18 protein-coding genes and 2 tRNA genes are annotated in these 19,530 nt (G+C 51.6%); 10 read left to right on the top strand and 10 right to left on the bottom strand.

Annotated elements, in window-relative coordinates:
- Window positions 1-101: 101 nt before the first annotated feature.
- From ABLU96_RS27875 to purB, 3 genes are read right to left on the bottom strand one after another with little or no spacing between them, the layout of a single operon-like run.
- Entirely contained in the window at window positions 102-1,286 is a 1,185-nt protein-coding gene (locus ABLU96_RS27875) for an amidohydrolase (protein ID WP_064405670.1), read from the bottom strand.
- Window positions 1,287-1,823, bottom strand: a complete 537-nt coding sequence (locus ABLU96_RS27870; protein ID WP_064405668.1) for a GNAT family N-acetyltransferase — start codon at window positions 1,821-1,823, stop codon at window positions 1,287-1,289.
- Complete coding sequence (gene purB, locus ABLU96_RS27865) at window positions 1,820-3,202, bottom strand: adenylosuccinate lyase (RefSeq protein ID WP_048260959.1); 1,383 nt, start codon at window positions 3,200-3,202, stop codon at window positions 1,820-1,822. The genes ABLU96_RS27870 and purB overlap by 4 nt, the downstream gene beginning before the upstream one ends.
- A gap of 366 nt (window positions 3,203-3,568) precedes the next feature.
- Here purB and ABLU96_RS27860 point away from each other — a divergent pair, with 366 nt between their 5' ends.
- Genes ABLU96_RS27860 through ABLU96_RS27850 form a run of 3 tightly spaced genes read left to right on the top strand, consistent with a single transcriptional unit; the run spans window position 3,569 to window position 7,223 of the window.
- On the top strand, window positions 3,569-4,654 hold the full coding sequence (locus ABLU96_RS27860) for an iron-containing alcohol dehydrogenase family protein (protein ID WP_048260960.1): 1,086 nt from the start codon (window positions 3,569-3,571) through the stop codon (window positions 4,652-4,654).
- A gap of 4 nt (window positions 4,655-4,658) precedes the next feature.
- A complete protein-coding gene (locus tag ABLU96_RS27855; protein WP_025106093.1) occupies window positions 4,659-5,990 on the top strand; it encodes an LLM class flavin-dependent oxidoreductase in 1,332 nt (443 codons plus the stop codon).
- Window positions 5,991-6,011: 21 nt separating this feature from the next.
- Entirely contained in the window at window positions 6,012-7,223 is a 1,212-nt protein-coding gene (locus ABLU96_RS27850; protein ID WP_025106094.1) for an aminotransferase class I/II-fold pyridoxal phosphate-dependent enzyme, read from the top strand.
- Window positions 7,224-7,504: 281 nt separating this feature from the next.
- Here ABLU96_RS27850 and ABLU96_RS27845 read toward each other — a convergent pair.
- Both ABLU96_RS27845 and mtfA read right to left on the bottom strand, forming a co-directional pair.
- A tRNA-Asn gene (locus ABLU96_RS27845) sits at window positions 7,505-7,580 on the bottom strand.
- Window positions 7,581-7,680: 100 nt separating this feature from the next.
- Complete coding sequence (gene mtfA, locus ABLU96_RS27840) at window positions 7,681-8,481, bottom strand: DgsA anti-repressor MtfA (RefSeq protein ID WP_162557678.1); 801 nt, start codon at window positions 8,479-8,481, stop codon at window positions 7,681-7,683.
- A 90-nt stretch (window positions 8,482-8,571) separates the two neighbouring features.
- On the opposite strand from mtfA, the gene ABLU96_RS27835 reads away from it, so the two are divergent.
- A tRNA-Ser gene (locus ABLU96_RS27835) sits at window positions 8,572-8,661 on the top strand.
- Window positions 8,662-9,102: 441 nt separating this feature from the next.
- Here the strand turns inward: ABLU96_RS27835 and ABLU96_RS27830 are convergent.
- The 4 genes from ABLU96_RS27830 to ABLU96_RS27815 all read right to left on the bottom strand — a co-directional run bounded on the left by ABLU96_RS27830 (window position 9,103) and on the right by ABLU96_RS27815 (window position 13,650).
- Window positions 9,103-10,560 (bottom strand): glucosyltransferase domain-containing protein, encoded by a 1,458-nt coding sequence (locus tag ABLU96_RS27830; RefSeq protein WP_064405666.1) that lies wholly within the window; start codon window positions 10,558-10,560, stop codon window positions 9,103-9,105.
- Window positions 10,557-11,549: a glycosyltransferase family 2 protein gene (locus ABLU96_RS27825; RefSeq protein WP_064405664.1), complete on the bottom strand. Its 993-nt coding sequence runs from the start codon at window positions 11,547-11,549 to the stop codon at window positions 10,557-10,559. The genes ABLU96_RS27830 and ABLU96_RS27825 overlap by 4 nt, the downstream gene beginning before the upstream one ends.
- Window positions 11,546-11,935, bottom strand: coding sequence for a GtrA family protein (locus tag ABLU96_RS27820; RefSeq protein ID WP_049082128.1), 390 nt, complete (start codon window positions 11,933-11,935; stop codon window positions 11,546-11,548). The genes ABLU96_RS27825 and ABLU96_RS27820 overlap by 4 nt, the downstream gene beginning before the upstream one ends.
- Window positions 11,936-12,579: 644 nt before the next feature.
- Entirely contained in the window at window positions 12,580-13,650 is a 1,071-nt protein-coding gene (locus ABLU96_RS27815; protein WP_025106098.1) for a porin, read from the bottom strand.
- A gap of 629 nt (window positions 13,651-14,279) precedes the next feature.
- Here ABLU96_RS27815 and drpB point away from each other — a divergent pair.
- From drpB to ABLU96_RS27795, 4 genes are read left to right on the top strand one after another with little or no spacing between them, the layout of a single operon-like run.
- Window positions 14,280-14,561: a cell division protein DrpB gene (drpB, locus tag ABLU96_RS27810; protein WP_004852229.1), complete on the top strand. Its 282-nt coding sequence runs from the start codon at window positions 14,280-14,282 to the stop codon at window positions 14,559-14,561.
- Between the two features lie 42 nt (window positions 14,562-14,603).
- The gene (locus tag ABLU96_RS27805) at window positions 14,604-15,299 is read left to right on the top strand and encodes a phosphohydrolase (protein ID WP_014229888.1); all 696 of its coding nucleotides are present in this window, start codon (window positions 14,604-14,606) and stop codon (window positions 15,297-15,299) included.
- Between the two features lie 56 nt (window positions 15,300-15,355).
- Window positions 15,356-16,789, top strand: coding sequence for a DNA cytosine methyltransferase (locus ABLU96_RS27800; RefSeq protein ID WP_048261048.1), 1,434 nt, complete (start codon window positions 15,356-15,358; stop codon window positions 16,787-16,789).
- A complete protein-coding gene (locus tag ABLU96_RS27795) occupies window positions 16,770-17,264 on the top strand; it encodes a very short patch repair endonuclease (protein ID WP_047723441.1) in 495 nt (164 codons plus the stop codon). The genes ABLU96_RS27800 and ABLU96_RS27795 overlap by 20 nt, the downstream gene beginning before the upstream one ends.
- On the opposite strand, the gene yedA is transcribed toward ABLU96_RS27795, so the two are convergent.
- Window positions 17,239-18,150 (bottom strand): drug/metabolite exporter YedA, encoded by a 912-nt coding sequence (gene yedA / locus ABLU96_RS27790; protein WP_009652574.1) that lies wholly within the window; start codon window positions 18,148-18,150, stop codon window positions 17,239-17,241. The genes ABLU96_RS27795 and yedA overlap by 26 nt on opposite strands.
- 183 nt (window positions 18,151-18,333) lie before the next feature.
- On the opposite strand from yedA, the gene ABLU96_RS27785 reads away from it, so the two are divergent.
- Both ABLU96_RS27785 and ABLU96_RS27780 read left to right on the top strand, forming a co-directional pair.
- Window positions 18,334-19,245 (top strand): DUF808 domain-containing protein, encoded by a 912-nt coding sequence (locus ABLU96_RS27785; protein ID WP_004852222.1) that lies wholly within the window; start codon window positions 18,334-18,336, stop codon window positions 19,243-19,245.
- Window positions 19,246-19,320: 75 nt separating this feature from the next.
- Window positions 19,321-19,500: a DUF2158 domain-containing protein gene (locus tag ABLU96_RS27780; protein ID WP_025106102.1), complete on the top strand. Its 180-nt coding sequence runs from the start codon at window positions 19,321-19,323 to the stop codon at window positions 19,498-19,500.
- Window positions 19,501-19,530: the final 30 nt, after the last annotated feature.

Here is a 19,530-nt window from a genome sequence, read left to right as displayed (position 1 = left end):
CAGCGCCAGAAAGAAATGCCCGATATTGGGCATACCCCACCCGGTAAAAATGATCATGGCTTGCTGACGAAGTCATTGCGCCGAAAAATGTCTCTGCTTATTCAATCTTTTTTTTCTTTGCTGAGAATTTCCGCACTCAGCGTTTGCAGTGCCTGTACCGCCAGTTGCGACAGGTAATGTGCAGTCGGAAACAGGGCGCGATCGTCAACGCGAAATTGCGGATGATGCAGCGCGTAAGGACCACCGGAGCCGATCATGATGAACGCGCCGGGTAATTTTTGCTGATAGAACGCGAAGTCTTCGCCAATCGGGCTGGCTTCAACGCGACGGGCTTCGAAGCCGGAGCCTTCGCCTCGCGCCAGCGCGAAATCCACCCACTTAGCCGTATTGACCACTGACGGCGGGCCTGGCTGCCAGTCCAGGCTGATGTCGGTATCAAATGCCGCAGCGATGCCTGCGAGAACCTGCCGGAAACGGCGCTCGATCAGTTCTCGTGTATCCTGATTAAAGGTACGGACAGTGCCTTCCAGCCAGGCGGAATCCGGGATTACGTTCCAGGTACTGCCACTGTGAACCTGAGTGATGGATATCACCGCGTTGTGTGCGGACGGCACGTTGCGGGCGATCAGGGTTTGCAGTGCGGAAATCACCTGTCCGGCGATAATAATCGGGTCGTTGCCTTCGTGCGGACGTGCCGCGTGGCTGCCGGTACCGGAAATGGCGATCGCAAAGCGATCCACGCCCGCTGTTAATGCGCCGTCTTTGCTGCCGATAACGCCGACCGGCAAAGAGGGATCGTTATGAATGCCGAAAATGACGGCGGCGTTATCGAGCGCGCCGGTATCAATCAGCGCCGGGGCTCCGTGACCGGTTTCTTCCGCCGCCTGAAACAGTATGCGCACCGTGCCGGAAAGCGACTCTTCCTGCGCTTTCAGCAAAATCGCCGCGCCGAGCGCCGCCGAGGTGTGGAAATCGTGGCCGCAGGCGTGCATCACACCGGGATTTTGCGAGGTGTAATCCACGCCGGATTGTTCTTCAATTGGCAGAGCATCGATATCAGAACGTAGCACCACCAGTTCACCGGGATTGATGCCGCCAATTTCTGCTACCAGACCGGTTTTGAGCGGCAAATCCAACACGCGGATTTGATACTTCTCCAGTGCCTCCCGGATGCTGGCGGTGGTGTTAACTTCTTCGTTGGACAGTTCCGGATAGCGGTGCATGTGGTGGCGGAAATCCTGAATGAACGCCGCCACAGGCTGATGGTTTTGCGTGATATCTGACATTTAAACTCCTGTAGGTGGCTGACGTTCCAGCCAGCGGGTGTGGCTTTTTTCATCGAGAATTTTTTTCAGGTACAGCGTGATATGCCCTTTGCCGAGGTCTCTTTCGAAGACCGGTTGAAAACCCAGTTTCAGGTACATGTCGCGCAGCCACGGATGGCTGGTGGCGGTGCCGAGGGAGTATGCCGGGGCTTTCAGTTCGCGGATCAGAATGTTGTCTTCCAGCCAGCCCAGCAGCTTTTTGCCGAGGCTCTGACCGGTGTAGTCCGGATGCGTGCCGAACCAGCCAATATGCGGCAGGCCCATCGGCCCCGGTATTGCGCCCCACGGGAAACGCAAGGTGACAGAAGCGACCATTCGCTGGTCATCAAACAGCGCAAACACCGCATGATCGTTGAGATGTTGCGTCACGCGTGCCAGATCGGCGGTGGCAGCATCAAACTGAATCCCGAGCGCTTTAATGGGCGCGTAGGCGGCCAGCATCAGCGCCAGATAATCGTGTTTATCATCCAGCGTCAGACGCCTGAAATGGTGCGTCATAACCCGTGCTCCTCAGGAGAACTCAGATGACCGGACTGCACGGCAAAACGGATGACGTCATCGACTTTTTGCGCGGCGCAGCCGGTGTAATGAGCCGGATCTAACCAGTAGTCAAGATCCTGTTCAGTAATACTGGCTGCCAGCACCGGATGCGCAAGCAGAACAGTTTTAAATGATTGCCGTTTTTCAAACGCCTGCATGGCACAGTCATACACCAGATGATGTGCAGTTTGTTTGCCGAGTTTTTTACCGACCTCAAACATCACTTTTTCGGACAGCAGCAGGCCGTCCTGCATCTGTAAATTCGCCAGCATACGGGCTTTATTGACCGTCAGGCCGGAGAGAATCGCTTGGGCATTTTGCAGCTGGGCAGAGAGATAAATCGAGATTTCCGGCAGTGTGATCCACTCGGCGCGCCAGCTCATCGCATCACGTTCATGCTCCACGTGCATTGACTGATAAATCAGAGATGCGCTGTGCAACAACGGTTGGGTCAGGCTGGCGAGACCTTCGAGGGCTGCAGGATTGCGTTTGTGCGGCATGGTGGTGGAGCCGATTTTTCCACTGCTGAATGGTTCTTCGATTTCATTAATTTCGGTGCGCATCAGGTTGTAAAGTTCGTTGCCAATTTTGCCCAGCGTGCCGCTGATCAGCACCGCCACCGAGGCGTATTCAGAAAAGCGGTCACGCGCGGCCTGCCAGCCGATATTCGGCGTATTAAGGTTCAGGCGCGCCAGTGTGCGGCGTTCAACTTCCGGACCCGCTTCGCCCAGTGCGGCGTAGGTACTGATCGCTCCGCTGATATTGCCGGTCAGCAGGCGCGGCGTGATGGCGTCCAGGCGGTCGAGATGGCGGATAAATTCATCCAGCCAGACGGCGACTTTAAAACCAAATGTGGTCGGCAGCGCCTGCATGCCGTGGGTGCGGCCAGCCATCAGCGTGTACTGATGCTCGCACGCCAGAGATTTCAGCACATTCGCCACGGCGGTACTGTCACGGACGATCGCTTTCAGGGTTTGCGCCAGCTGTAAAACGGTGGCGGTATCGACGATATCCTGCGTGGTCGCGCCGTAATGAATGTATTCCCCTGCGTCACCACATTGCTGTTGTAGTGCGCTGAGCACCGGCATCAGGGAATGCTTCATCTGCGAGCCAGAAGCGGCGATATCCTCAATATTCAGCTTGCCGGCATCGGCCAGCTCCGCAATGGTCAGCGCGGCCTGTTGCGGGATTACACCCAGTTCACCTTCGGCTAATGCCAGCGCAACTTCGACATTTATTTGCTGTGTCAGGCGATTTTGCTCTGACCAGATTTCCCGCATTTCTGGTGTGCCAAAATTGTTACCAAGTAAAAGAAAATCTATCGGATGTGAGGACATAATACTCTCTTCTTATATAAGGGTTAATTAACGTTGTTTTTAAGGCCGTAATTAAAAACAAATCATCGAAATAGCGTATCAGGTATAGGAAGATGTCAGATGCGTCTGTTTTCATTGCGTTAAATTAGCCCTGCCTGACACTATCATTTCTTTGATCCAGCACAGCATGCAAGGGGTTTATCGACTATAGCAAAAATCAATCTATGCTATTGAGAATAAGTTAATAAGGATCCCCACTTAGCACTTTGTTAATTTTTTTAATTCTCGTAGGATGTTTTTAATAACACTTGAATATATCCCATATCAAATTCCTGTTTAATTACGGGCAGTTTCTCTTTAACCAGACGACAAATACAGGGCATCGATGTGTTCGCCATAAAATCACCGCAGACCTATCATCATCAGCCCGGCCTGCTTTCACGTACCGGTGAGCTGCTTGCCGTTCATTCCTCCGATATCGCGATCATCACCAGCCCGAAAGCGTGGCGGGCGGTGAATCCGCAACTGGAAACCAGCCTGAAGGCAGCCGGTATTCGCTGGCAGGTCAATTTTCTCACCACGGAATGCACCGATGCGGCTATCGAAAAACATCTGGTCAGCGTGCGGGAACAAAACGCCACGCTGGTGCTGGGCATTGGCGGTGGGCGGGTGCTTGATTGTGCCAAAGCGGTGGCGAACCTGCTGACCGACGTCGGGCTGGTGACAATACCGACAGTTGCCGCGACCTGCGCCGCCTGGTCGCCGGTCAGCATCATTTATAATGAGCACGGCGGGCATGTGCGCAGCCAGCCATTGTCGCGTATGCCACTTATGCTGCTGGTCGACACGAATGTGATTGCGCAAAACGATGTGCGTTATCTCAAAGCAGGCATTGTGGATGCGCTGGCTAAATGGTACGAATTCCGCCCGTATAAACAGAAAAGCGACGACAGTCTGGCGCTGAACCTGAAAGTGCAGGCCGCACAACTGGCGGTGGACGTCTTTGAACAATATGGCGCTCAGGCGGTGAAAGACAACGCCCGTCATGAAGTCACGCCGGCGCTGATGAAAGTTATCGACGCTAATATCGCGGTGGCAGGTATGGCTAACAGCATGCGCGATGAAACCCCCGCGCCGGGCGTGGCGCACGCGATCCACAACCGTTTCACCCATCAGCCGGAATTGCATGACTGGCTGCACGGCGAGAAAGTGGGTTTCGGGTTGCTGGTGCAGTCGCTGATGGAAAGCTATAACGGCCAGCCGGAGCTGCAGTTGCTGGGGTTGTTGCGTGAATATGGCGCGCCGCTGGCACTGCCGCCACTGAATGGCGACCGGGACACGATCATCGCGGCCATTGCCCGCGAAGTGAAATTCTCCACCGAAAATGCCGACCGTTTGCCGTTCTCAGTGGCAGCGGAAAATATCGAAAAAGCCCTGCGGGCAACTGAAGTTCATCATTATTCTCAGGGATAACGCCATGACCTCTTCTTCATCTTCTTCAGAAAACACGCGTAAATTGCGTCTTGGTCTGTTTGTGCAGCCGCTCGGGCATCACGTCAGTGGCTGGCGCTTAACTGAAAACCTCGGTTCGCCGACCGATATCGACTGGCTGACGTGGATCGCCAGAAAAGCCGAAGAGGGTAAATTCGATATGTTCTTCATCGGCGATGCCCTGGCGACCAGCGTCTACCGTTTACCGTCCACCATGGCGCGGCTTGAACCGCTGACCTTGCTGTCGGCGCTGGCGGTACAAACCCGCCATATCGGGCTGGCCGCCACGGCTTCAACGACATTCAGCGATCCGTTTAATCTGGCACGCAGCTTTTCTTCTCTCGATCACATCAGCCACGGCCGGGCGGCGTGGAACGTGGTGACGTCGTTTTCAACGGACGTGGCGCGTAATTTCAGCCGTGACGATATGCCCGCGCATGCCGAACGTTACGCCGTGGCGCATGAGTTTCTCGAGGTGACGTTCAAACTGTGGGAAGGCTGGCAGGAAGGGGCGGTACAGCCGGACAATGCCAGCGGTCAGTATTTCGTCAATGAGAAAATCAATCCGGTGAACCATCAGGGCAAGTATTTTCAGGTACAGGGGCCGCTGAATATTACCCGTTCGCCGCAGGGGCGTCCGGTAATTATCGAAGCGGGTTCTTCCGCTGACGGCCAGAAACTGGCAGCGGCCACCGCCGAAGTCGTGTTTACCGCTGCCGCAACGCTGGAAGAAGCGCAAACATTTTACCGTGCGCAGAAACAGCAGGTGAAAGAGGCCGGACGTAATCCGGAGCATATGCTGATTTTGCCGGGTGTAATGCCCATTGTCGGCCGCACGCGGGAAGAGGCGCGCGAAACCTGGCACGAACTGAATTCGCTGGTGGATATTGATAACGGCATCCGCCAGCTGTCCACTCGCTTTAATATGGATCTGAGCGTGTTTCCGCTCGACGGGCCGGTGCCGGATGTGCCTGCCGGTGAAGGTAATCAGAGCCGTGTGAAACTGCTGACCGATCTGGCATATCGCGAAAATCTGACCTTACGTGAACTGGCCGCAATTGCTGCCGGTTCGCGTGGGCATCGCGTGCTGGTCGGTACGGCGGAAGATATCGCCGATGATTTCCAGCACTGGCTGGAAGAAGGCGGAGCAGACGGTTTCAACATCATGCCTGCAGTGATGCCGGAACAGCTTTCGCTGTTTGTTGAGCTGGTGATCCCCGAATTACGTCGCCGTGGGTTGTTCCGTGAAGAATACGAATTCAGCACGCTGCGTGAAAACCTCGGTCTGCCTGAGCCTGACTTTAACCCTCAGACTTAACTTTAGCGTTGGAAAATTACGATGACGATTTCTTTGTCAGACCGCGTTCAGCGCGTGTCACTTTCCGCCAATGCGGCGGCGAAACAGCGCACCAATGAACTGAAAAGAGCCGGGGTGGATATTTTGGATCTCACCACTGGCGAACCGGATTTTGATACACCCGATCACATCAAACAGGCAGCATACGAGGCGATTGCGCGTGGCGAAACAAAATACACGCCGACGCCGGGGATTCCGGCGTTGCGTGAGGCGGTGCAGCAGAAATTACAGCGGGAAAACCGGCTGGAATTCGCTGTTGCAGACATCATTATTGCCAACGGTGCCAAGCAGGTCATTTTCAATGCCTTTGCCGCCACGCTTAATGATGGCGATGAAGTGATTGTACCGGTGCCGTACTGGCCGACATTTCCGGACAGCGTGCGGTTTAACGGCGGCACGCCGGTGTTTATCGAATGCCATCTGGAGCAGGGTTACAAACTGACGCCGGAACAACTGGCTGCCAGCACTACATCGCGTACCCGCTGGCTGGTACTCAATCATCCGGGAAACCCGAGCGGTGCGGTATATTCTACCGCTGAATTACAGGCGCTGGCCGCCGTCCTGCGCGGGCATCCGCAGGTGCTGGTCATGCTCGATGACTTATATGAGCAGATTCTGTTTGATGGCTGTGAACATCAGAATCTGCTCAACGTGGCCGATGATTTTCAGGCGCGTAGCCTGCTGGTGGGCGGCGTATCCAAAACTTATGCGATGACCGGCTGGCGGATTGGTTTCGGTGCCGGGCCGAAGGCGCTTATTACCGCCATGACCGTGGTGCAGTCGCAAATCAGTTCCGGTGCCAGTTCGGTGAGTCAGGCGGCTGCGCTTGCAGCCTTTAACGGCGGGCTGGATTTTATTGCACCACAGGTTGCGGCATATCAACAACGGCGCGATGTGATAACCGACATTCTGGCGAATATTGACGGGCTGGAGTTGCGGGTGCCGCAGGGCGGTTTCTTTGTCTTTTGCCGCTGCGCCGGATTAATCGGACGTTACCGGCCTGACGGGGCAAAAATCGAAAACGAAGCTGACGTGCTGGATTATCTGCTGGAAAGCGGCGTGTCCGGCGTTGGCGGCAGCGCATACGGCTTGTCGCCCTATTTCCGCTTATCGATTGCCACCGATAACGCTACAGTAGCTGAAGCCGGGCGGCGTATTGCATCGGCTTGCGCGAAGCTCAGCACCGCTCAGTAAATTCAACGTAATTATTGAACCGCCTGGATTGACTAAAAGGTACAGGCCACGAGAGTCGGAAACTTAGAAAGGTTTAGCGGATGATTTTAAGCTGCGGATTTTAGTGTCGTTCAGTGGCATAGGGTGGTCACTCCATAATCAAACTGAAATGACCCCAAATCAGACTACCAATCTTGCCCGATGCGGAGGGGAAAATGAAAATGCATCAGGAAGACTTTTCACGCTAACCTGTTGAATCTAAATCGTATAAAGATTCGTGAAGATGCATGAAAACAAGAAGTTGGCTCCTCTGACTGGACTCGAACCAGTGACATACGGATTAACAGTCCGCCGTTCTACCGACTGAACTACAGAGGAATTGTATGAACGGGGCGAATACTACTGGTCTCGGATTTTTGTGTCAACCCTAAATTTAACTTGCTGATTCAAATGGCTAAATTTAGTGCAGGTCGTTGTTTTAGTGTACTGCCGGGCTATCGCCGCCATCCGGTGGGGTATTCTCACGTAATCTCTCCAGCGGATCCTGGCGATAGAACAGGCAAAAACGCTGCCAAAGCGCGGGAAAACGCGGGGCGAACAGCTCTGGCGCGCTAAAGAAGTATTCAGAGAGCACGGCGAAACATTCGCCAGGATCGGTGGCCGCGTAGGCGTCAATACTGGCGGCGCTTTCACCGACCAGATCGATCTCATCCTGAATATTGTTCATGGCAGCATGGAGATCGTGTTCCCAGCCTGCCACCTCGCGCAGGGGGATAAACGGCACGCCGCTCGCGCGATCGCCATTGCGGGTATCCAGCTTATGCGCCACTTCATGAATAATCAGATTGAAACCGGAAGCGTCAAAGGAGTCCTGAATATCCAGCCAGTTTAGAACAATGGGCCCTTGCTGCCAGCTTTGCCCTGATTGCACGATTCGCTGGCTATGCACCAGGCCGATATCATCTTCCCATTCGTCGTCGACAACGAACGGGGCAGGGTAGATAAGCACTTCGTGAAAACCATCTAACCACTCGATGCCCAGTTCGAGAACCGGCAGGCAAAACAGGAGCGCGATACGTGCGCTCTGTAGGGGAGTGAGCTCCAGCCCCTGTAATGCAACCAGACGCTTCTGTTGCAAAAAGCGGGATGCCATTTGCGCCAGCTGCTGCTGCTCATGGTCGGAGAGGTTGGCTAATACAGGGATGGCAAGCGCCTTTTCCCAGGGGATTTCCGCGTTGCCGGACTCTTCATCTACTTTCCAGGGCCATTTAAACATCATATTGCTCGCAAAGTCGTCACTTGAACTGAATTAAAGAGACAGGAACTATTAAAATGCCAAAGAACCTGGCATTATAGCAACCTCAACAGCGGAGAGATGCCGGAGCGGCTGAACGGACCGGTCTCGAAAACCGGAGTAGGGGCAACTCTACCGGGGGTTCAAATCCCCCTCTCTCCGCCACTATTCAACAAAATCAGTCAGTCGCAAAGCGCTTTTGATTTTGCCCTGCATGAATCCCTGCATTAAAATTTCTTTCTATCGCTCTGTTTTCTCGCCTCTAACGCTGTCTTTTTTACCATGTTGCCTCTTGTTGGGCATCCACTTTTATCCTCTTTAGTTCACAAGCTCACACTCTTTACAATAGCTTAGCCCGTCTTGCATCACAGATAACAAAGCAGTTAACTGCCCTTGCTACACACGGATTCTGTAAGGATATCCTCAAGAGAAGGGATGATGGATGAAAAGAAGCGAACTCAGAAAAGCACTGGAAGCATGGTTGACTGTCGAGCGCTGTGAGGTGATAGAGAGACTTATGACCCAGGCCCGAGCTGCCGGGATAAAAACTATCCCGCGCGGATCTGGCGCGGGATCATATACCGGTATGCGGGGTGGCGAAAAGTTTCAATAGTTGGAGGTTGAACTCCTCATCGCATCGCCCGTTTTTATAATGATGCAATCAGTGGCGCATTGCTCCTTTGCCGTCAGAATAACATTATCGGGAAGCCTGAAATGCATTGACTTGCTAATTAAGATTTGCTCCGCCATCCCCTTGATAGCCCAGGGAGCCGCAAGGGAAATATTGCCAAACTCGTCATAACGTTGTGTTTTAGTAAAGGCGTTATAGGCAGGATCTTGGATGTCAAAAAGAACATCCCCTGTAAATGTTTTCCCCACCTTGTAGGAAAGCGCGCTGGCTAATGCGTTTAACTCCGATTTTTGTGGGATAATGAAACCATTAAAGATATTGTATGATGCAGCGATCATCGCGAATACCGTCAATATGGGTAGCGCTTTTTTTGCTATGTTGAGTTTGCTTGTCAAGGCATCTAACCCAATAATAATAAGAGCGCATGTGAAGAATTCCAGTGCTATCAGTGACCTATATGCAGCCCAGTTTTCCTTGACTAATAAGTTTGGAGAGTAGGAGCCAATCCCCATGATAATAAACATAAGAACCTTAATCGGGCCTGATTTGCCTTTTATTATTGAAAGTAAACCTATTGCGCAAATTATTAATGAGAGCGTTGTGAAAAAGGTGCCTGGAGTTATATTAAAGTTGTTGATAGCGTTAATCAACGGTTCTTTTATAAACCATCGTAATTTCTCAAGTGGATTATTAGTTAACTCGGCACGTGCAATTGAACTGCCATATAACCATACAGGTACAAATTTTGAAAATAGCAGGCTGCCAAGCATGCCGATAAATAAAACTGCGCCACTGATTAAAACAATGTTGATGGAAAAGGGTTTGTCTTTTTTCAGACAGTTATCAAGCATGACGAAAAATAAAAATGCCATCGCCGTTGGTTGATATATGGCAAATGCAAACCATAAAATAATGACGGATGCTGCAAATCTTATAATTGTCGTTTTCTTATTGATCGGTTTTAATGTCGCATAACTTATTCCGGCAAGGAGTATGGAGAGTACAAAAGGGAAACATGTCGCCCAGGAATTATAAACCTGTACTGCGGGCGTCAGGCATATTAATAAAGGGAATACGATCGTTGTTATTTTACGCTCGAATATGTTTCTTTTTTCTATAAATGAAAAAAGGAAAAAGCAAAGCATAAATACCGATATTACGGTAAAAAATCTAAGATAGGCAAGGTCATCGATATTGTGAACTAGCGTAAAGGCAAGTCGTCTGGCAACGGCATACAAGGGTCTGCCGGATTGCATATCCCATTGAAACGGAGAGCCTTTCCCTGAAAAAACATCGGAAAGTGTCGACCAGTCATCTGAAAATGCGTAACTAAATATAATCGTTGGGCTATAAACTAAGAAAATTGCCGCGAGGTAAAACATTGCAATAATTTTTTTAGAGTAAGACGTCATCCGTTCGTCCTCAGTGTTCATTGCTCGCCTCTCATTTCGTGTTTTGCTACCTCTTCGATAAAATATTTGGGCCGATTTTTGGATTCCATATATATTTTCCCAACGTATTCGCCAATTATCCCCAAAGAAAGCATCTGGACACCGCCAAGGAAGAAAATCGCAATCATTACCGATGTCCAACCCGCAACGGTATTTCCCAGGAGCTTCTCAATGAAGGCATAGATTGCAGCTAGTGAAGATAGAAGGCATGTGGCAACCCCAGCGGCAGCGATCATACGTAATGGGGTAATTGTCAGAGACGTTATTCCTTCTAACGCCAGTGCTACCATCTTTTTTAAGGGGTATTTTGATTCGCCTGCAACCCTTTCATCTCTGCTATAATAAACGCTGCTGGACTTATAACCCAACAGCGGAATTAGCCCCCTTAAATATAAATTTTGTTCTTTAAAATCCTTTAATGCTGTCAACGCTGTACGGCTAAGAAGCCGGAAGTCCGCATGGTTAGGAACCTGATTGACACCCAGCCCTGACATCAGAGAATAAAATTTATTGGCTGTTGCCCTTTTGAATACTGAGTCACTACTCCTGTTGTCGCGTACGCCATAAACAATCTCAAACCCTTCATTATATTTGTCGATCATTTTCTCAATGCAACCTATATCATCCTGTAAGTCTGCATCAATACTTACGGTAACGTCCGTATCCGCGTTTGCCAACCCCGCCAGCAGGGCGATCTGATGGCCCCGGTTCCTTGATAATTTCAGACCGCGGACGAATGACTTTTCCTGTGATGTGGATTTAATTTGTTCCCAGGTGTTGTCTTTACTGCCATCATCGACAAAGAGGATATAACTATTTCGAGCGATTTTTTCTTTTGCAAGGAGGTTTTGTAATACCGTGGTAAGCCCCTCCAGGCAGTATGGAAAGGCCTCTTTTTCATTATAACAAGGAACAACGATTGCTAACGAAGGTATTTTGCTCCTCGTGTGGTTTATATTAATTTCTTTCATTTCATTGACCAGTATTTGTTTAGAATAAAACCAGCTGTTGTGTAAATCACCATGCCTACAACTTGCGCTGTATAAATAGCATTAGGTATGACGATGAAAAAAACTTTCATTGCTATTAAATTTAAAATGTAACAAAAAGCGCATGTGGACAGGAATTTGATAAATCTCAGGGGACTCAATGTCGTTGAGAAAGTGAACTTCGCATTCATAACAAAACTGAAAATAATACCAACGACATAACCTGTTGCATTTGAAAGGTAGACTCCCACGCCGACATGCATCAGGCCAAATATAACAACTGCCGTAATGGCTGTATTTGCCAGGCCAACGATAATGTACCTGACCGCTTCTCTGGATATATTTTTTTTCAAGGTGTAATTAATCATTTATTGATTTACATCAATTTTGTAAAGGGGCGGTTAAGAGACTGAATGCACGGTCGATATAAGCAATGAGCCCCTGGAATATAAGTATTTGACGCCAACTCGTGGTCGGTGTCAACCTGGGTTTTTATTACCGTGGACATATTCCTCGTCGGGTATTGTTTTACGTTTCTCTGGCCGAGCTTGTATGGATATGATAATGCCGAATGGCGGCGATATAAAAGCCGGAAAGCAATCGGAGGCGTGAGCTCTGGTGCGGTCATATCAGGCAGAGCTGCGGTATTAACTTGTCTACTGTTACGGTATTTATGCGCGGACGTTGCTGCGCTCAAGAAGAAAAAACAGTTTAAATCTCCCGGATAGGGCTGAGGGCGGGGAGTGAAAATATTGTGAGTTTTTTGTTTTTTATTGTTAATTATATCATTTGCATGATGACGTAATTTTCTTCCAACGTCTCCCGTCAAAAAGGATATCACGCCTCGAAGGGGCTATAATTATCATCTTCATGATTTACTGCGGAGCAATCGTTAATAGATCGCAACGCCTCATCTTTCTGCCGTGTAGCGATATTCGCGATGCAGGACGAGGAGTCGTTGGTAAAAACGGAAAAACCCGCACGAGGCGGGCTTTAGATTAACCAGGCAGTCTTAGAACTGGTAGGTGATACCCACGGCGAACTGATCGTCGGTGGCTGCGCCACTAACCGCCGCGTCTTCATCATCGATCAGATTGAATTTGTATGCGGTGTAAACGTTGAAGTTTTTGTTGAAATAGTACCAGGCACCCAATTCAACGTAGTTCATGATATCCGCATTAGTGTCTTCTTTGGCGCCCAGGTCTTTACCTTTCGCGTAGACATAGCCCAGGGATGGACGCAGGCCAAAATCAAACTGATACTGAACAACGGCTTCGATGTTCTGGGTGTGATTGGCAAAGCTGCCAAAAGTCGTTTTCTCCAGCGGAGTCATGTTACGGGATTCACCGTACATGACTGATGCATACAGACTATTTGCATCGTATTTAGCCGCCAGGTTCCAGACTTCAGCTTTTTCGCCTCTGCGGTCCGCAGCTTGTTCATCAGTACGGTCAGAGTTGCTGTAGGCGCCAACGAAACCGAAGCCGTCAAAGTTGTAGTTAACGGAGAAACCAAAACCGTCGCCGTTTGATTTTTTCGCGGTGGTATCGTTGTTTTTACCCTGATACTGCAGAGCAAAGTTCAGGCCATCCACCATGCCGAAGAAGTCGGTGTTACGGTAGGTTGCTACGCCGTTGGTACGGCCGGTCATGAAGTTATCGGTGTAAACCAGACCGTCACCACCCCACTCAACGAGCATATCAGTGTAACCCGCCGCGTCATAAACCACGCCGTAGTTACGACCATAATCGAATGAACCGTAGTCGCTGAATTTCAGACCGGCGAATGCTAAACGAGTAGCGCTGCCCTGTTGACCTTCCGGTTTGTCCGCTTTGATGTTGTATTCAAACTGGCCATAGCCGGTCAGTTCATTGCTAATCTGGGTCTCGCCTTTGACGCCGAAACGCGCATAGGAGGTATCGTCAGAGTTGTTGTTGCCGCCATCATGGGTCATGATGTGTTCGCCAACCATTTTGCCGTAGAAATCCAGTTTGTTGCCGTTCTTATTATAGATTTCTGCTGCATTAGCCGCGCCAGCAACTAATAAAGCTGGAACCAGAATTGCCAGTACTTTTCTTTTCATTATATATTCCCTTTTGATTATAATTAATATGAATTGTGTCATTCCTTCCGGGGTGACTATTAAATACTAACGACGAAGTTCATTTTTCTTTAAATTAAAAATGTAACTAAATTATATCTAATATTACAAAATGTTTCTGTTCTATTCATTATATTTAAATTGTATTGGTGTTTGAAAATTTATTTATTGTGTTTATGTCTTTTAATAACATTGGTTTATGATTGGTTTTGTATGATTTTTGTTGTCCATAAGCTTCATGTGCTCTATGAATTGCGGGGTTGTATTTATATGTTATATGTTTATTTCTCAATCTCTTATTGCCGCCGCTTTTCTGTAAAGATAAAGCGAAGGGCGAGCAAGCAAATATGATATTTGAGGCAGGGAAGGTGGGGGGGGGATATGGTCTCAGAAATTCAGTTATATTCATTAATTTGTATTATTTAAAAACGAAATGAATTCATTGACTATATGTAGCAGGCGATAGGGTCGTGCTCCCGACCAGTGCGCAAAATCGAACCCGTGAGAGAGGGATCTGCTGTTTTGCAGGCGTTTTCGCTATATAATGTGACCAATATCACATTTTTTACCGGTGGGTGATAGGGGTTGTGAAGTAGATGGAGAACAAATGAATGGAAGATAAAGCGAAAAGAAGTCCTGGCGGGAAACTGGCGCTGTGGGCATTTTACGCCTTTTGCGGCTATTTCCTGTGGGCGATGGCGCGTTACTGGTGGGTTGTCGGGAAGATTGAAAGCGTGCCCGGAGCGACGATTGACGGCGAGCTCGGCTCAACGGCAGGAAAATGGATTGGCGCGCTGCTGGGTTTTCTTGTGTTGGGTATTGTCGGGACCCTCCTCGGGGCGATCGCCTGGTACACGCGTCCTAATCCGCAGATGTATGAACATCACGATTAAAATTGCTATGCTCGTTGCTGGCCTTATATCAAAGGAACGCGCATGGACCTTTATCACTGGCAGCAACGATTTGAAGCCTGGCTAAGCCAACATCACGGGCAAGAGGATGCTGCTCACGATATTTCACACTTCCGCCGGGTATGGGCTACCGCGCAGCAGTTGGCCGAAGAGACCGCTGCCGACCGCCTGGTGATCCTCACTGCCTGCTACTTTCATGACATTGTCAGCCTGGCGAAAAACCATCCTGAGCGAAGCCGTTCTTCCGCGATGGCGGCGGAAAAAACGCTGGCTATCCTTCAGTCCGCTTTTCCTGATTTCCCCCCGGAACGCTACGCGGCGGTTTTACACGCGATTGAAGCCCACAGTTTTAGCGCGGCAATTGCACCGCAAAGTGAAGAAGCGAAAATCGTCCAGGATGCCGATCGCCTTGAGGCGCTGGGGGCGATAGGGCTGGCGCGCGTATTTGCGGTGTCCGGCGCGCTGAACAATAGCTTGTTTGATGCCCGCGATCCCTTTGCTGACCGGCGGGAATTGGATGACAAAACGTATGCGCTGGATCACTTCCAGTGCAAGCTGCTGCGTTTACCGAAAACGATGCAGACAGAAAAGGGCAGGGCAATGGCGGTGCACAATGCGCGTTTTCTGGTGCAGTTTATGGCCAAGCTGAGCGCAGAGCTTCGCGGAGAGCCGATGGCGCTTGATGCTGAGGTTTTGCAGCGCTTTGATCCACTAGCATAAAACTGGCCGCGCTATTTATGGTAACCTCTGCAAAAATAGTCGGGCTGGTTGAGGTTATGGCGCAAAATTTATCCAAGGAAAATCCCCCGTCTTTGAAGGTTGAACATACCGGAGAAGACGCGCAGGCGCTATTGCGTCAGCTAATGGCGATATACGATGTCAAAACGCTGGTCGCGCAGTTAATTGCCGTCGGCGAGCAGCACTGGAGCCCGGCTATCCTCAAGCGCGTTGCGACGGTAGCGCGCGCGGCAGGTCGTATCACCCGCCAGGAGCAGGCCCACCTGCGCACGCTCCTGCCGGAGCCGCCGGTGCATCATCCGCATTATGGGTTCCGCTTCGTCGATCTGTTTGCCGGTATCGGCGGTATTCGCCACGGTTTTGAAGCGATTGGCGGGCAATGCGTGTTTACCAGCGAATGGAATAAACATGCGGTGCGCACCTATAAAGCCAACTGGTACTGCGATCCTGAGCAGCATCGTTTCAATGAAGATATCCGCGATGTGACTTTGAGCCATCTCCCTGAGGTGAGCGAGGAAGAAGCCGCGCAGCATATACGCCAGACTATCCCGCAGCATGACGTTTTACTGGCCGGCTTCCCCTGCCAGCCGTTTTCTCTCGCCGGCGTGTCGAAGAAGAATGCCCTTGGTCGCGCTCACGGCTTTGCCTGCGAAACGCAGGGGACGCTGTTTTTTGACGTGGTCAGGATTATCGCCGCCCGTCAGCCGCCGATTTTTGTTCTGGAGAACGTCAAAAACCTGAAGAGTCACGATCGGGGGCGGACGTTTCGTATCATTATGCAGACGCTGGATGAGCTGGGGTACGAGGTTGCCGACGCGGCGCATACCGGGGCGGATGACCCTAAAGTCATCGACGGGCGCTATTTTTTACCCCAGCACAGGGAGCGTATTGTGCTGGTGGGTTTCCGGCGCGATCTCCAGCTGCATGAGGGATTTACCCTGCGCGATATCGCCGCTCTCTATCCCACTCGCCGGCCGACCTTTGGCGAGCTGCTGGAGCCCGCGGTTGACGACAAATTTATTCTCACCAGGGTGCTGTGGAAGTATCTCTATCGCTACGCGCGTAAGCACCAGGAGCGGGGGAACGGTTTTGGCTACGGGCTCGTCGACCCAACGAATCCGCACAGCGTGGCGCGAACGCTCTCTGCGCGCTATTACAAAGATGGCGCGGAAATCCTCATTGACCGGGGCTGGGATCGGCCTCTGGGCGAAAAGCATTTTGATGACCCTGAAAACCAGCTTCGTCGTCCGCGCAGGCTGACGCCCCGCGAGTGCGCGAGGCTTATGGGTTTTGAGACGCCGCAGGGATATCGCTTCCGTATTCCGGTCTCGGATACCCAGGCCTATCGCCAGTTTGGCAATTCCGTCGTCGTGCCGGTATTTGCGGCGGTGGCGAAGCTGCTGGCGCCGCGTATTGAACAAGCGGTTGCCAGGCGTGAGCAAGAGATTAACCATGGCCGACGTTCACGATAAAGCCACCCGCAGTAAAAACATGCGCGCGATAGGCACCCGCGATACGGCAATAGAGAAACGGCTGGCTGGGCTACTGGCGGGCGCCGGATTCTCTTTTACCGTACAGGATGCCGCGCTGCCCGGCCGCCCGGATTTTGTCGTGGCGGACTATCAGTGCGTTATCTTTACCCACGGCTGCTTCTGGCATCATCATGATTGCTATCTGTTCAAGGTTCCCGCCACAAGAACCGCGTTCTGGCTGGATAAAATAGCCAAAAACGTGGCGCGCGATCGCCGGGATATCGGGCGACTGGCGGAGCAGGGATGGCGGGTGCTGGTGGTCTGGGAGTGCGCGCTGCGCGGGCGAAAGAAGCTCAATGACGACGCGCTGGGAGAACGGCTGGAAGAGTGGATCTGCGGCGGCGGTCAGTGCGCGCAGATCGATACTCAGGGCATAGGTGTGCTGGACGTTACTTCTCCGCCTTACAGGATGTAATTTCACGACGCGCCGGGAGCAGGTATTTGCCGAGCGTCACCAGAATGACCGCGAAGATGATAATCCCGAGCGCCAGCCACTCTACGGCAGATAAGCTTTCTCCGGCAAAGCCGGTTCCCAGCAGTACGGCGACCACCGGGTTTACGTAGGCATAGCTGGTCGCTACCGCCGGTGTTACGTTACGAATCAAATACATATATGCGTTAATGGCGATAAGCGAACCGAAGATAGCCAGATAGGCGACGGCAAAAATACCGGACCACGACGGCATCTGGGTTAATTTTTCTCCGGTTAGCGTGGAAGCAATCATCAGCACGACGCCTGCCGCCAGCATCTCAATGGCGCCCGCCATCATCCCCGTTGGTAGCTCGATTCGCGAGCCGTAGACGGAACCAAAAGCCCAGCTCATTGAACCGATAAGTATCAGCAGCGCGCCCCAGGGATTACCGTTCAGGTTGCCGCCGCTGTTGAGCAGTACGATCCCCGCGAGGCCAATAGCGATACCCAACCACTCAAGCTTACGGGTCGCAATACCAAAAAAGCGGCTAAAACACAGGGTGAACAGCGGCACCGTCGCGACCATGACCGCCGCAATGCCTGAAGGCACGTGCTGATGTTCGGCGAGCGTCACAAAGCCATTACCTACCGCCAGTAGCAGCACACCAATCAGCGCCGCGTTAAGCAGCGGCTTTCGCGCAGGCAGCTTATGACCGGTTGCCAGTAGCCAGGCAGTCAGCACTGCGCCCGCGGAAAGAAAACGCACGCCAGCCATCATCAGCGGAGGCCAGCTGGCGACGCCGACGGCGATAGCGAAATAGGTGGAACCCCAGATGATATACAGCGCAAACAGCGCCCCGATGAGCGGTAACAGCTGACGGGTAGACATACTTCCTCACGACGGTGCAGAGATAGAAAGGGGACGTATAGTAAACGTGAAAACTATCGTGCTGGCGAGTGCTTTAATTCGCCTGCTATGGTTAAATTTTTGTTGACTATGGACACCGGTGGGCGAAAAAGCGCTTTTGCTTCATACTTCAGGAGGAACAATCATAAATGAAGGAATGCAATTTTGGCGGGAAGTAGTCTATTAACCTTATTGGATGATATTGCCACGTTACTCGATGATATTTCGGTCATGGGGAAACTGGCAGCAAAAAAAACGGCAGGCGTATTGGGAGACGATCTCTCGCTTAATGCTCAACAGGTCACCGGCGTGCGGGCTAACCGCGAACTGCCGGTCGTTTGGGGCGTAGCCAAAGGCTCATTGATCAATAAAGTCATCCTGGTGCCGCTGGCGTTGTTGATCAGCGCTTTTATTCCGTGGGCGATTACGCCGCTGCTGATGCTGGGGGGCGCGTTTCTGTGCTTTGAAGGCGTCGAGAAGGTGCTGCACAGCCTGCAGGCGCGCAAACACAAGGAGGATCCGCAGGTTCGCCAGCGGCGGCTTGAGGCCCTGGCGAACCAGGACCCTATGGCTTTTGAACGGGATAAAGTGAAAGGGGCGATACGCACCGATTTTATTTTGTCGGCTGAAATTGTCGCCATCACGCTTGGGATTGTGGCGGAAGCGCCGTTATTGAATCAGATCCTGATTTTATCCGGCATCGCGCTTCTGGTGACGGTGGGGGTCTACGGTCTGGTGGGGATCATCGTCAAGCTGGATGATATGGGCTACTGGCTGGTGGAGAAAACCAGCTCGCTGGCGCAGTGGACAGGCAAGGCGTTGTTGGCGATCGCGCCCCGTCTGATGAAAGTGTTGTCCATCGTTGGCACTCTGGCGATGTTCCTGGTGGGCGGCGGTATTGTGGTCCACGGTATTGCGCCGCTGCACCACGCTATTGAAAATCTGGCCCATGGACAGAACGGGGTCATTGCCTCGCTGCTGCCAACGGGCGCCAACCTGGTGCTGGGATTCATCATTGGCGCCATCGTGCTGGCTGGAGTGAAAGCGATTGCCGCTCTGCGTCGTCCGGCAAAGTAAATGTGCTCCTGGTCATGCAAAGTGGTTCAGCTTCGTCTATGTTAAATCTGTTTCTTCCTGATACCGGAGGCAAAAATGGTCTTGTTGGTCAGTGATGAAGTCAGGCGTAAAAGCGGTGGCCCCCGAATGGTCGTTACCGGGTTCGCCAACGGCATGGTTGAATGTCGCTGGTATGACGGTTACGGCGTTAAGCGCGAGGCGTTTCGTGAAGATGAACTTATTCGCGGAGGGGGAGGGAAGCTGAACCGCTCCTGACCCGTTATCAGCGCCCGGCATTCGTCGGGC

The sequence above is a fragment of the Klebsiella sp. CN_Kp106 genome, from assembly GCF_040064575.1.
GTDB lineage: Bacteria > Pseudomonadota > Gammaproteobacteria > Enterobacterales > Enterobacteriaceae > Klebsiella > Klebsiella michiganensis.
This window is presented reverse-complemented; position numbering and strand designations above follow the sequence as displayed.

What these genes read in the sequence shown, in the direction of transcription:
- ABLU96_RS27800 (WP_048261048.1), top strand. Translation starts at nt 15,356, where the DNA reads ATGGCGCAAAATTTATCCAAGGAAAATCCCCCGTCTTTGAAGGTTGAA.
- ABLU96_RS27855 (WP_025106093.1), top strand. Translation starts at nt 4,659, where the DNA reads ATGACCTCTTCTTCATCTTCTTCAGAAAACACGCGTAAATTGCGTCTT.
- ABLU96_RS27805 (WP_014229888.1), top strand. Translation starts at nt 14,604, where the DNA reads ATGGACCTTTATCACTGGCAGCAACGATTTGAAGCCTGGCTAAGCCAA.
- purB (WP_048260959.1), bottom strand. Translation starts at nt 3,202, where the DNA reads ATGTCCTCACATCCGATAGATTTTCTTTTACTTGGTAACAATTTTGGC.
- ABLU96_RS27795 (WP_047723441.1), top strand. Translation starts at nt 16,770, where the DNA reads ATGGCCGACGTTCACGATAAAGCCACCCGCAGTAAAAACATGCGCGCG.
- ABLU96_RS27825 (WP_064405664.1), bottom strand. Translation starts at nt 11,549, where the DNA reads ATGAAAGAAATTAATATAAACCACACGAGGAGCAAAATACCTTCGTTA.
- ABLU96_RS27875 (WP_064405670.1), bottom strand. Translation starts at nt 1,286, where the DNA reads ATGTCAGATATCACGCAAAACCATCAGCCTGTGGCGGCGTTCATTCAG.
- ABLU96_RS27830 (WP_064405666.1), bottom strand. Translation starts at nt 10,560, where the DNA reads ATGAACACTGAGGACGAACGGATGACGTCTTACTCTAAAAAAATTATT.
- ABLU96_RS27820 (WP_049082128.1), bottom strand. Translation starts at nt 11,935, where the DNA reads ATGATTAATTACACCTTGAAAAAAAATATATCCAGAGAAGCGGTCAGG.
- ABLU96_RS27815 (WP_025106098.1), bottom strand. Translation starts at nt 13,650, where the DNA reads ATGAAAAGAAAAGTACTGGCAATTCTGGTTCCAGCTTTATTAGTTGCT.
- ABLU96_RS27780 (WP_025106102.1), top strand. Translation starts at nt 19,321, where the DNA reads ATGGTCTTGTTGGTCAGTGATGAAGTCAGGCGTAAAAGCGGTGGCCCC.
- yedA (WP_009652574.1), bottom strand. Translation starts at nt 18,150, where the DNA reads ATGTCTACCCGTCAGCTGTTACCGCTCATCGGGGCGCTGTTTGCGCTG.
- drpB (WP_004852229.1), top strand. Translation starts at nt 14,280, where the DNA reads ATGGAAGATAAAGCGAAAAGAAGTCCTGGCGGGAAACTGGCGCTGTGG.
- mtfA (WP_162557678.1), bottom strand. Translation starts at nt 8,481, where the DNA reads ATGATGTTTAAATGGCCCTGGAAAGTAGATGAAGAGTCCGGCAACGCG.
- ABLU96_RS27870 (WP_064405668.1), bottom strand. Translation starts at nt 1,823, where the DNA reads ATGACGCACCATTTCAGGCGTCTGACGCTGGATGATAAACACGATTAT.
- ABLU96_RS27850 (WP_025106094.1), top strand. Translation starts at nt 6,012, where the DNA reads ATGACGATTTCTTTGTCAGACCGCGTTCAGCGCGTGTCACTTTCCGCC.